The 11594-nt window shown below is 43.4% G+C and carries 10 protein-coding genes; 9 read left to right on the top strand and 1 reads right to left on the bottom strand.

Features of this window, described 5'->3' with window-relative positions; genetic code table 11:
• The 3 genes from QZV24_RS08895 to QZV24_RS08885 all read left to right on the top strand — a co-directional run.
• Positions 1 to 252, top strand: a 252-nt coding sequence (locus tag QZV24_RS08895) for a nitroreductase family protein (protein WP_294523045.1), incomplete at its 5' end; no start/stop codon positions are given.
• Positions 253 to 341: 89 nt separating this feature from the next.
• Positions 342 to 1526 (top strand): multidrug effflux MFS transporter, encoded by a 1185-nt coding sequence (locus QZV24_RS08890; RefSeq protein ID WP_294523044.1) that lies wholly within the window; start codon positions 342 to 344, stop codon positions 1524 to 1526.
• Positions 1527 to 1543: 17 nt separating this feature from the next.
• Positions 1544 to 2830: a M18 family aminopeptidase gene (locus QZV24_RS08885; protein WP_294523042.1), complete on the top strand. Its 1287-nt coding sequence runs from the start codon at positions 1544 to 1546 to the stop codon at positions 2828 to 2830.
• Between the two features lie 723 nt (positions 2831 to 3553).
• On the opposite strand, the gene QZV24_RS08880 is transcribed toward QZV24_RS08885, so the two are convergent.
• Entirely contained in the window at positions 3554 to 4342 is a 789-nt protein-coding gene (locus QZV24_RS08880) for a DeoR/GlpR family DNA-binding transcription regulator (RefSeq protein ID WP_294523040.1), read from the bottom strand.
• Between the two features lie 318 nt (positions 4343 to 4660).
• Between QZV24_RS08880 and QZV24_RS08875 the strand changes: the two genes are divergently transcribed.
• The 6 genes from QZV24_RS08875 to iolE all read left to right on the top strand — a co-directional run bounded on the left by QZV24_RS08875 (position 4661) and on the right by iolE (position 11491).
• Positions 4661 to 5812 carry an iron-containing alcohol dehydrogenase gene (locus tag QZV24_RS08875; protein WP_294523037.1) on the top strand — a complete coding sequence of 384 codons (1152 nt, stop codon included), beginning with the start codon at positions 4661 to 4663 and terminating at the stop codon, positions 5810 to 5812.
• Positions 5813 to 5878: 66 nt separating this feature from the next.
• Positions 5879 to 6724 carry a class II fructose-bisphosphate aldolase gene (locus QZV24_RS08870; RefSeq protein ID WP_294523036.1) on the top strand — a complete coding sequence of 282 codons (846 nt, stop codon included), beginning with the start codon at positions 5879 to 5881 and terminating at the stop codon, positions 6722 to 6724.
• A gap of 15 nt (positions 6725 to 6739) precedes the next feature.
• Positions 6740 to 7774 carry a 5-dehydro-2-deoxygluconokinase gene (iolC, locus tag QZV24_RS08865; RefSeq protein ID WP_294523034.1) on the top strand — a complete coding sequence of 345 codons (1035 nt, stop codon included), beginning with the start codon at positions 6740 to 6742 and terminating at the stop codon, positions 7772 to 7774.
• Positions 7771 to 8565, top strand: coding sequence for a 5-deoxy-glucuronate isomerase (locus tag QZV24_RS08860; protein WP_294523033.1), 795 nt, complete (start codon positions 7771 to 7773; stop codon positions 8563 to 8565). Before iolC ends, QZV24_RS08860 begins: the two co-directional genes overlap by 4 nt.
• A 23-nt stretch (positions 8566 to 8588) precedes the next feature.
• The gene (gene iolD / locus QZV24_RS08855; protein ID WP_294523031.1) at positions 8589 to 10535 is read left to right on the top strand and encodes a 3D-(3,5/4)-trihydroxycyclohexane-1,2-dione acylhydrolase (decyclizing); all 1947 of its coding nucleotides are present in this window, start codon (positions 8589 to 8591) and stop codon (positions 10533 to 10535) included.
• A 68-nt stretch (positions 10536 to 10603) separates the two neighbouring features.
• Positions 10604 to 11491, top strand: a complete 888-nt coding sequence (gene iolE, locus QZV24_RS08850; RefSeq protein ID WP_294523030.1) for a myo-inosose-2 dehydratase — start codon at positions 10604 to 10606, stop codon at positions 11489 to 11491.
• Positions 11492 to 11594: the final 103 nt, after the last annotated feature.

The raw sequence follows: 11594 nt of genomic DNA, 5'->3' as shown, positions 1-11594 counted from the left end.
CGTACTCATCTGTATGATGGCAGTCTTGTAATGGGCAATATGCTTAATGCAGCAGCTAGTCTTGGTTTGGGCAGTATATGGATACACCGGGCCAAGGAAGAATTTGAGTCTGATTTTGGAAAGGCCATATTGAAAAAACTGGGGATCAGTGGTGATTATGAAGGTATTGGCCATTGTGCCATCGGGTATATGGCTGATAAGCCGGCAGCTGCTCCACCGAGAAAGTCGGATTATGTGCATTACATAAAATAGAAGTTTTTCTTACGAAGAAAAAAATTTTAGTATATAATAAAATAGAAGCTAATCTTCGGATTAGCTTCTATTTTATTGGAGGTATATAGATGAGCAAAATAAAAAATCGAGCTTTATTGACAGTGTTTTTGGGGATAATGTCGGCCATGGCGCCTTTGGCAACGGATATGTACTTGCCTTCATTGCCAATTATGCAGGCTGAATTCGGTATAAGTACTTCATTGATACAGATGACTCTAACCATGACAATGCTGGGAATGGCGATTGGCCAAATTTTTGCCGGACCCATCAGTGATATGCGTGGGCGAAAAATGCCATTATTGGCCGGTATGCTGGTATTTATGATTACATCGGCTATTTGTATAGTGGCTAGTAATATAGTGATATTTTTGGCGGCCAGATTTGTTCAGGGATTTGCCGGAGCCTGTGGCATTGTCATATCCAGGGCTATTGCCCGTGATGTATGCCAGGGGCCGGAGCTCACCAGATTTTTTTCCATTTTGATGATGGTAAATGGCCTGGCCCCTATTTTGGCACCGGTTATTGGCGGTCAGATAGTTACATTGGCCTCCTGGCGGTATGTATTCGTGGCGCTGGCCCTTATTGGGCTGGTTATGGCCATTGCAACGGCTATATATAAGGAAACATTGCCGGAGGAGCGTCGTATCAAAAATATTTTGAGGACTATTTTGGTTTTTCCAAAATTAGCAACGAATAAGTATTTTATGGGCCACTGTCTGGTGCAGATGTTTGTATTCTCGGCCTTTTTCGCCTATATCGGTAGTTCGTCATTTATATTTCAGGGGATATATCATGTATCACCGCAGGTTTACAGCTTTATTTTTGGATTTATCGGGGCGGGAATAATGCTGGCCGGTACTTTGCCGGCTAAATTTGCCGGTCGGGTCCGGGATGAGATGATGCTAAAAACTTCCTTGTATTTGCAGCTTGTGATGTCTATTGGCTTGATTGTTGCCTTTTATTTTATGGCACCGGTAGAGGTGATTGTAGCTTTATTGCTGTTTATCGCCATGCCAGTATCTGTTATCGGTGCGGCCAGTTTTTCTTTGGGGTTGTCTGCCCAGGGACGAAATGCCGGAAGCGCTTCCGCCCTTTTAGGCTTTTCCTCTATGATTTTAGGCGGTATAATGATGCCAGTGGTGGGAATGTTTGGAACGGATAGCGGTATTCCCATGGCTGTTATGATGCTAGTTAGTTTTCTATTGGCTATCATAGCGCTTGAGGCGATGGTCATGCCGGCCCACAAACGGTAATATACAGGAGGAGTACTATGTACGGGGATATTGTTAATTTGCTTGAATTTATAAATAGGTCACCATCTCCTTGGCATGCGGCCAAAACGGCAGGTGAACTGCTGGAAGAAAATGGTTTTCAGGAATTAAGCTGGGGGGAAAGCTGGTCATTGACAGCTGGTGGCAAATATTATACGAAAGTATATGGAGCGTTGATGTTTGCCTTCACTATTGGGCAGGGAAAACTGGAGAAAGAAAAAGCGTTGCGGATAGCCGCAGCCCACACGGATTTCCCAGGTTTCAGAATTAAGCCTGAGGCGGCTATAATCAAAGACGGTTATGGTATGTTAAATATTGAAGGATACGGTGGGGCGATTCTCTACTCTTGGCTGGATAGGCCACTATCTGTAGCCGGAAGGGTTTCCCTGAAAGGTAAGAACGCTCTTAGTCCACAAACGATGCTGGTGGATTTTGCCAGACCAATGATGACGATTCCGTCCTTGGCTATTCATATGAACAGAAAAGTAAATGATGGTATAGCCATTAACAAGCAGAAAGATATGTTGCCTTTGACGGCAGTGCTGGGGCAGAATGGGGACAAAGGCTTTTTTGATGAATTGATTGCCACGGAATTGGGGGTGGCAAAAGAAACTGTTTTGGCCTATGAATTAAATATCTACCCTTACGAAGGAGGCTGTCAGCTTGGGGTAGCCCGTGAGCTGGTATCTTCTCCACGGTTGGATAATATTACATCGGTAGTATCTTGTCTGGAAGGTATTTTGGCTGGAACAAATGACGGTTTGAATGTAATTGCCCTATTCGATAATGAGGAAGTTGGCAGTCGTACGAAACAGGGAGCAGCCTCAGCCAATCTTATGCAGCTATTGGAACGGGTATATGCATGTATGGGGTATAGTCGAGCCGAAATGTGGCAGGGAATAAACGGTGGGTTTATGCTGTCTGTGGATGTGGCCCATGGACTTCATCCAAATTATCCGGATAAGGCTGATCCAACCAACAAGCCAGTGTTAAACGGTGGTGTGGTAATAAAACAGGCTGCTTCCCAGAGCTATGCCTTTGATGCGGAAGGGGTAGCCATAGTAAAGTCGTTGTGTCAGGAAAATGGCATTTTGTATCAGCAGTTTGTCAATAGAGCGGATATGCCAGGGGGGGCAACCTTGGGATCCATTGCGTCTGCTCTGGTACCGGTTATGACCATTGATGTGGGAGTACCAATTTTAGGCATGCATTCTGCCCGGGAAACCATGGGGGCCGCTGATCAAGCTGCTCTTAATAAATTAGTAAAAGCACTATTTTGCTGTTGACGATAGGGCTGTGAAAACAAGGGTTATCCACATGAATGATGTGGATAACCCTTGTTTGGTGTGGATAACTGTGGATAAAAAGTATAAATGTGAGAAAAAATGGTATCCAGACTGTGGATAAATATAATAACATCAAAATATACCCATAAAGTTCTCATTTCTTTTTGTAGGAATAAAAAATTTTTTTAAATATACTCAAATGTTCACAAGGATATCCACCAATGGTTGAATGAGTGCTTTATAGCTTATAAATACTGGGCTTTAGCCTATAAACATATCGTAATTGAAGATAATATAATTACATTTTATGGAGCATTTTGTGTAAAAAATTCCTACAATAATTGTAAGATGTGCCAAAAAGTTTTAAAAAATACTAAAAAAGTTCCTTGACATACTCATAAGATAATCATATAATAAACACATCAAAGGGAAAGCTAAGAATTAAATCTAACCCCTAGATGTAATTCTTTCTCCTGCTTGACTTTGATATACCCCTTATAAGCGACATTCCCCTGTGTCGCATATAACCCCTCTCTTTTATTTACCCACTTTCATTATAAAATGAATGGGAAGAAGGCTGTAAAAACGAACGCCTATCGTTTTTACAGTTTTTTTCATTTTCAGAAAAAATTTTCAGTTTTACTATTTATGTGTTGCAAATAAAAATGCGGTCATCTTGGAAAGATGGCCGCATTTTTTATGGGAAAAATATGGTAGTTATATTCAGCGCAAATCACTCATAGGTGATGAATCCTTTGTTAGCAAGGTAACATGGTTTTGGTCAAGATATTCAATATACCTGGCTGGTGGAGTCTTTTCCATGATGACACAATCCAAGTCCTTGAGGTCACAATAGCTGATAAGAGATGCGACATCCAACTTGGAAGTATCTGCCAGCAGGAATTTTTTTGATGCCTTCTGAATCAAGCTGCGTTTAATTTCACTTTCCAGAGGTGAGGCGTTGGTTATGCCATGTTCAATGGAAACTCCGGTGCTGGCCATAAAAGCCTTGGAAATATTATAGTGCTTAAGATTATCCAGTACTGTTGGTCCAACAAAAGCCATGGATGGCATATAAAGAGCACCGCCGGTGGAGATAATATTGAATTGATTAAGGGCGGCAGCCGCGTTAATGACATATACACTGGCTGTAACGATAGTCAGATGTTGGCGCTTTACCAGGAAAGGAAGCATATGCATTGTAGTGGTACCGGAATCTATATATATGATATCTCCGTCCTGAACCTGAGATGCAGCAATGTGGGCAATTTTCTTTTTGGCCTGTACATTACGGGATTCACGGAGTGAAAATGGTTCCGGTGAGTTGTGCTCTTGTTCCTGTAGCACAATACCACCGTAAACTTTTTTTAGAAAGCCAGTTTTTTCCAGCTCGTTGATGTCCCGGCGGATGGTGTACTTTGATACATTGAAAGTATCACATAAAGTGTTAATGGAAATACTGTGGTTGTCTTCCAGTAGTTCTCGTATCTTCTGGATACGATTGATTTTCATATTATGCTCACCTGCTTTGCTATTTTTTTGGGCGATAAATAAACTGAATGACCAAAAAGTTTGCAACTAATTAACAACATTATGCACATATTGATATATCATCATTATATAGATAGTTGAGAAAAAAAACAAGTTATCTCCAATGAAAAATGGTTATTTCCAAAAACATAGGAAAGGATGTAATGGGCAAAAAACTGTAACAATCTTTTCATTTGTGTGTAAAAAGTAATTGACAAGGTAGATTGAATGTATTAAATTATAGGCATAAAGTTAGCAAAATATAATCAATAAGATTAGAAGCTTGAAAGGGTGAAAACATTGGGAAACACATTTCTTATGCCACAGAAAATTATTTCTGGTGAAAATGTTATCAATGAGCTGGGAGAGCATATCAAAGGAAAAGGAGAAAAAGCTCTGATTGTCACTGATTCTTTTATGGTTAAATCTGGTAATGTTACCAAAGTGGAAGATGCATTGAAGAAAACCGAAATATCATATGTGATTTATGATGGGGCAAATACAGAGCCTACCGATAAAATTGTTGATGCCGGTTTAAAAATTTTTAAGGAAGAAAAATGTGATTTTATAGTTGCCTTGGGTGGTGGAAGCCCGATGGATACAGCGAAGGCAATTGCTTTCATGTCTGTAAGCTCTGGAAAATTGCGTGATTATATGCATACGAGTATTGATATGCAGGTTCCGTATCTGGTAGCAATTCCAACAACAGCAGGAACTGGTTCAGAGGCGACCAAAAATACTATAATTGCCGATACTGAGACTGAGGTTAAGATGCTGTTGGGAGGACCATCTATTATACCGGCATTGGCGGTTATTGATCCTGTATTTACTATGACTGTTCCACCAAAAATTACTGCAGCCACTGGTATAGATGCTTTGACCCATTCCATTGAAGCATATACTTCCCGTAAGGCTCAGCCAATGTCCGATATTTTTGCCAGATCAGCTGTAAAGAAGATATATAAAAATCTTTTGACCTGCTTTAAGGATGGCAATAATGTGGAGGCACGTCTGCAGCTGTCTGAAGGAGCGTTGGAAGCGGGGATAGCATTCAACAATTCCTCGGTTACCATCGTTCACGGTATGAGCCGGCCAATCGGTGCACTTTTCCATATAGCGCATGGCGTATCCAATGCCATATTGTTGCCAGCTTGTTTGGAGTTTGCGGTAGAGGGAAATATACAGCGGTTTGCCGAACTAGGCCGGTTGCTGGAGGTGGCTGATAGCAATGCATCAGATTCAGATGCGGCGCAGGCACTGGTAACAGAAGTAACTCGTTTCTGTAAGGCATTAGAAATACCGACTTTGACTGAACTTGGTGTAGATAAAGATGCTTTTATGTCCAATCTGGACAAAATGGCTGATGATGCGTTGGAGAGTGGTAGTCCACAGAATACAATGCGTATACCAACCAAGGAACAAATCATCGAAATATACAAGAAACTCTTCTAAAGATAGCAAAAAAATACCAACAAATGTGAAATATATTTGTTAAAATGTGAATAGGAGATCAAAAGTATGCCACTTGTAAAAATGACGGAGTTGTTTCCAAAATATGGGGATAATTCGTATGCAATCGGAGCATTTAATGTGTCCGATATGGAAATGGCTATGGGTGCAATGAAAGCAGCTGAAGAGCTGCAGGCACCAATTATTCTGCAGATTGCTGAAGGTCGGCTTCGTTATTCACCGTTAAAATTACTGGGACCAATTATGATGGCGGCAGCTAAGGAGTGCAAAGTGCCGACTGCTGTGCATCTTGACCATGGTGGGACACTGGAGACCATTAAGCTGGCTTTGTCTCTTGGGTTCACTTCTGTAATGTTTGATGGATCCAAGTATCCTTTGGAGGAAAATATTGCTCGTACCAAAGAGGTTGTTGAATTAGCCCATGCTCAGGGAGCCGCGGTAGAGGCCGAAATTGGCTGTGTTGGCGGTGCCGAAGGCGATTATAAAAGTGTGGATATTCTGGTAACTGATGTGGATGAAGCAAAGCGGTTTGCCATGGAAACCGGCATTGATGCTATGGCAGTAGCTATTGGTACAGCCCATGGGAATTACCGGAAAAAGCCGCAACTCAGGCTGGATAGGTTGCAGGAGATAGCCGAAGTGACGGAATGTCCGTTAGTGCTGCACGGAGGCACGGGGTTGACCGAGGATGATTTTAGGAATTGCTACAAACGGGGCATCAAGAAGATAAATATAGCCACGGCATCATATGACAGTTCTGCTGCCAAAATAAAGGAAGTTTATGGTGAAAAACCGGAAGCAAATTATTTCGACTTCAGTGATGCAATAGTACAGGGGACCTGTGACAATATAAAAAAACATATGCACATATTTGGCGTAGAGAATAAGGCATGAGGAGGATTCTTTTGAATGGCATTGATTGAATTTGACCAGAGTAAAAAGCGGGATGTGGTGCTTATTGGTCGTGTGACACTGGATTTTAATCCTAATGAACTAAACCGGACTTTGGATAAGGTTAAGACTTTCTCCATGTACCTGGGAGGATCGCCGGGTAATATGGCTGTTGGTATTAACAAGCTGGGTAAGAAGGTAGGCTTTATTGGCTGCGTATCTGATGACCAGTTCGGAGATTTTGTTATCAACTACTTTAATGATAGAGGCATTGATACCAGCCAGATGGTTCGGGCAAAAAATGGTGAGCGTATTGGTCTTACTTTTACGGAAATTAAAAGCGAGACGGAAAGCAGCATTCTTATGTACCGTAATGATGTAGCTGATTTACAGATTGGTCCCCAGGATGTCAGTGAGGAATACATTGCAGATTCTAAAATCCTCATTATTTCCGGTACTGCTCTGGCCGCCAGTCCGTCCAGGGAAGCTTGTCTTATAGCAGCCCAGTACGCAAAAAAACATGGGACAAAGATTATTTTTGATATTGATTATCGGCCATATAGCTGGAAATCAAAGGAAGAAATTTCCATATATTATTCCACAGTGGCTCAGTTAAGCGATATTATTATAGGTTCCCGGGATGAAGTAAACCTTACCGAGCTGCTGGATGAGGAGGCAAAGGAGCCGGCCGATCATGTATTGGCGGAGAAATATATATCTTATGGCAATAAGATAGTTATTATAAAGCATGGCAAGAAGGGATCTTTAGCCTATACAGCAGATAAGAAGGTATATAAGGTAGAGTCCTATCATATCAAGCTGTTAAAGTCCTTCGGTGGCGGTGATGCCTACGGTAGTGCCTTTGTTTATGGCCTGCTGGAAGGGTGGAGTGTGCCAGATGCACTGCAACACGGCACAGCTCATGCTGCAATGGTAGTAGCCAGCCATAGCTGTTCTGAGGCCATGCAGACTGTGGAGCAGATTGACGCTTTTATGAAAGAACACAAGGACGAAAAGGTAATTACAGAATTGGCCTGGGAGGACAGATTATGAGATTCGGAAGATTAGGTACGGAGCTGAAACATGGCTATAATGCCATGACCACCCGGGAAAGCGATATGCTTATGGATATAGGCTATCAGCTCTTTGATAAAAACGAGGTTGTGGAGTTTGAAGATCCTATACAGGAAACGGCCTTTGTAATTTTGACAGGTGAAGTGGAAATCACCTGGGATGGCAATACAGAGAAGATGCATCGGGAATCCCTTTTTGATCAGAATCCCTATTGTTTGCATGTACCACGGGGTAAGAAGGTTGTAATCAAGGCTTTGACGGAAAATGCCGAAGTACTGGTACAGCAGACCGTAAACGAAAGGGAGTTTCCCTCGAAATTTTACCGGCCGGAGGATGTGCAGGCTGATGTATTTGGTCAGGGCATGTGGAACGGCACGGCCGAACGCACGGTGCGCACCATTTTCGATTATGATAATGCACCATATTCCAATATGGTTAATGGTGAGGTAATTAACAGTCCTGGCCGGTGGTCTGGCTATATTCCTCATAATCATCCACAGCCAGAGGTTTACACTTATAAATTTGACCATGAGCAGGGCTTCGGTGCTTGTTTTATTGGTGATAATGCCTTTAAGATTACGCACAATAGCTGGGCGGAGCTGTCTGGTGGCTATATGCACCCACAGGTTACGGCCCCGGGCTATGCTATGTGGTACAGCTGGATGATTCGCCATTTGCCAGGTGATCCTTGGCGTAAGACCCGCAATGACTTGCCGGAGCATGTATGGCTTAATAATCCAAATGCAAAAATTTGGTCCCCAAAGAAGTAAGTGGTTTAAGGAGGCTATATAAAATGTCCAAGACAATTCGTCTCACAGTGGGTCAGGCCCTTGTGAAATTTCTCAATAATCAGTACATAGAATTTGATGGCAAGGAAACTCCTATGTTCGAGGGTGTATTCGGTATCTTCGGTCATGGTAATGTCCTTGGTTTGGGTCAGGCTCTCCAGGAGGATCCTGGTCATTTGGTAGTTCATCAGGGCCGTAACGAGCAGGGTATGTCCTTGGCGGCTATGGGCTTTGCCAAGCAGAACCGCCGCAAGAAAATGTTTGCCTGCACCTCCTCCGTAGGACCTGGTGCGGCTAATATGGTAACGGCTGCTGGTACAGCAACTGCCAACTGCATTCCAGTATTATTCCTGCCTGGTGATACCTATTCTGATCGTCAGCCGGATCCGGTTCTTCAGCAGATGGAGCAGCCAAACAATCTGTCCATTACCACCAATGATGCCTTTAAGGCAGTTTGCAAATATTGGGATCGCATAACCCGTCCGGAAATCCTCATGCAGGCCGCTGTACATGCTATGCGTGTGTTGGCGGATCCGGCCGATACCGGTGCGGTGTGTCTGGCTTTACCACAGGATGTGGAGGGCGAAGCCTATGATTATCCGGAATACTTCTTCCAGAAGAGGGTTCATCATATTGACCGTCCGGTTCCAGTAGAGCGGGCTATCCAGGAGGCTGTTGAGGTTCTCAAGCGGAAGAAGAAGCCTTTACTTATTTGCGGTGGCGGCGTGAAGTATTCCGAAGCTGAGCAGACTTTGTTGGAATTTGCCAAGAAGTATAATATTCCGTTTGGAGAGACCCAGGCTGGTAAGGGTATTATCAGCTGGGAGGAACCACTGAACGTAGGTGGTATTGGTGAAACCGGCTGTCTGTCTGCCAATAAGCTGGCCAAGGAAGCTGATGTGGTTATCGGTGTAGGTACCCGTTATACTGATTTCACAACCTCCTCCAAGTGGCTCTACCAGAACCCGGAGGTGGAATTTGTTAACATTAATATTTCCAAATTCCATGCTTACAAGATGGATGGCGTACAGGTTATTGGTGATGCCCAGGCTGCTTTGCAGGCCTTGGACAAGGCGCTGGAGAAAACCGGCTGGAAATCCGGCTACACGGATGAAATCACCAAGGCCCGGGCTGAATACGATGCTGAGGTGGATCGTCTCTATCACATCGAATATACTGGTGATGATTTCGTACCAGAGGTCAATGACGATTATGATTTCAAGACTGCCAGCAAGGAGTTTATCAAACTCACTGGCAGCAGCCTGACCCAGTCCCAGGTGGTGGGCATGCTCAATGAAACCATCGATGAAAATGCTGTTATCGTGGCAGCCTCTGGTAGCCTGCCAGGGGATTTGCAAAGGGCTTGGCGGGCCAAGTCAGTGGATAGCTATCATCTGGAATATGGTTTCTCCTGTATGGGGTATGAGGTCAATGCAGCTTTGGGAGTAAAATATGCTCAGCCGGAGCGGGAGGTATATGCTCTGGTAGGTGATGCTGCTTATATGATGTCCCATTCCGAGTTGCCGGCTTCCATTCAGGAACACACCAAAATCAATGTTATCGTGTTTGATAATATGATGAATGGCTGTATTAACAATTTGGAAATTGGACACGGACAGGATACTTTTGGAACAGAATTCCGCTTCCGCAATGAAAAGAGTGGACAATTGGATGGTGGATTTGTGCCGATTGATTTTGCCATGAATGCAGCTTCCTATGGTTGCAAGACCTATAAAGTGCATACAGCGGAGGAATTGAAGGCAGCTATTGAAGATGCCAAGAAGCAGACAGTATCTACTCTTATAGATTGCAAGGTTCTGCCAAAGACCATGATTCACGGCTACGGTGACTGGTGGCGTGTGGGTGTTGCCCAGGTTTCCAAGAGCAAGAAGATTCAGGATTGCTGGAAGAATCTCATGGAACCAAATATCGCCAAGGCTAGAAAATACTAATCCAAGCCGAAAGGGCTGTAAAAGCCACATACTACCATAAATAAATAATCAATTTGGAGGGTTGTCAGATGGCAAATATAAAACTTGGTATAGCACCTATTGCCTGGACTAATGATGATATGCCGGATTTGGGTGCAGAAAATACCTTTGAGCAGTGTGTAAGTGAGATGGCTTTGGCTGGTTTCACGGGATGCGAAGTGGGGAATAAATATCCAAAGGATCCTGTGGTGTTAAAAAAAGCACTTGATTTACGCGGTATGCAGATTGCCAGTGCCTGGTTTAGCTCTTTTCTATTGACTCAGCCCTACGAGCAGGTGGAAAAGGATTTTATCGCTCATTGCGAATTTTTAAAGGCAATGGGTGCCAAGTTCTGTAATGTAGCTGAGCAGGGAAACAGTGTACAGGGTCAGCTTAATACCCCTGTATTTGCCGGAAAGCCAGTAAATACAGAGGAACAGTGGAAGCTTTTGACTGAAGGTTTGAACAAACTGGGGTCTGTAGCTAAAAAGATTGGTCTTACCATGACATATCATCATCATATGGGTACTGGGGTTCAGACTGAGGCCGAAATTGATCGCCTTATGCGTGATACCGATCCAGAGCTGGTTTTTTTGCTGTATGATACTGGTCATTTGGTTTGTTCCGGTGAAGATTATATAGGAATTCTAAAAAAATATTTACCACGCATTCGACATATTCATCTTAAGGATATTCGTATGTCCATACGCAACAAGGTCAAAGATGAGGATATGAGCTTCCTGGATGGGGTGCGGGCCGGAATGTTCACTGTGCCGGGTGACGGCAATGTGGACTTCGAGCCGATTTTCGATATTGTCAATCAGAGCAATTACGATGGATGGTTTATAGTTGAGGCCGAACAGGATCCGGCCAAGGCAAATCCATTGGAATATGCCATTAAGGCCCGGAAATATATTCGGGATAAAGCTCATATTTAATTGCTATAACGAGCTTTAAGATTTCCCCCACCTCTTTAGGTGGGGGAAAACAAACTACAACAGCTGGCGAGCATATCTCCCAGCTCGTTGCGACGCGAAGCTA

Source organism: uncultured Anaerovibrio sp. (assembly GCA_902786545.1).
Lineage (GTDB): Bacteria > Bacillota > Negativicutes > Selenomonadales > Selenomonadaceae > Anaerovibrio.
This window is presented reverse-complemented; position numbering and strand designations above follow the sequence as displayed.

Coding starts and splice junctions, on each gene's coding strand:
- QZV24_RS08890 (WP_294523044.1), top strand. CDS start 342: ATGAGCAAAATAAAAAATCGAGCTTTATTGACAGTGTTTTTGGGGATA.
- QZV24_RS08885 (WP_294523042.1), top strand. CDS start 1,544: ATGTACGGGGATATTGTTAATTTGCTTGAATTTATAAATAGGTCACCA.
- QZV24_RS08880 (WP_294523040.1), bottom strand. CDS start 4,342: ATGAAAATCAATCGTATCCAGAAGATACGAGAACTACTGGAAGACAAC.
- QZV24_RS08870 (WP_294523036.1), top strand. CDS start 5,879: ATGCCACTTGTAAAAATGACGGAGTTGTTTCCAAAATATGGGGATAAT.
- iolC (WP_294523034.1), top strand. CDS start 6,740: ATGGCATTGATTGAATTTGACCAGAGTAAAAAGCGGGATGTGGTGCTT.
- QZV24_RS08860 (WP_294523033.1), top strand. CDS start 7,771: ATGAGATTCGGAAGATTAGGTACGGAGCTGAAACATGGCTATAATGCC.
- iolD (WP_294523031.1), top strand. CDS start 8,589: ATGTCCAAGACAATTCGTCTCACAGTGGGTCAGGCCCTTGTGAAATTT.
- iolE (WP_294523030.1), top strand. CDS start 10,604: ATGGCAAATATAAAACTTGGTATAGCACCTATTGCCTGGACTAATGAT.